Below are 212 nucleotides of genomic sequence, written 5' to 3'. Positions count from 1 at the left end.
ATGCCCGCAGTACGTCACGCCATCGTCGATCTCATCCTTCGGCCGCCGTCTCAGCAATGCCCATATTGCCGAAAGCAAATCCGCGAAAAACAGCGGCGAAAACACAATCTGCCAAAGTAGTGCTAGGTGGTGTGGACACTAGCGCATCCATAGAACAATGGCAGCGAGAGTGACGACGGCCCGGTAATTCCGGGCCGTTTTTTCGAAGCGGG

General features: G+C 55.7%; 1 protein-coding gene. It reads right to left on the bottom strand.

Annotated elements, in window-relative coordinates; all coding sequences use genetic code 11:
- Window positions 1–31: 31 nt before the first annotated feature.
- On the bottom strand, window positions 32–212 hold a 181-nt coding region (locus FNJ47_RS50910), incomplete at its 5' end, for a hypothetical protein (RefSeq protein ID WP_206685450.1).

Source organism: Bradyrhizobium uaiense, from assembly GCF_010811875.1.
Classification (GTDB): Bacteria; Pseudomonadota; Alphaproteobacteria; order Rhizobiales; family Xanthobacteraceae; genus Bradyrhizobium; species Bradyrhizobium uaiense.
The sequence above is the reverse complement of the archived record's forward strand: the minus strand, read 5'-3'. Positions and strand labels throughout refer to the sequence as shown.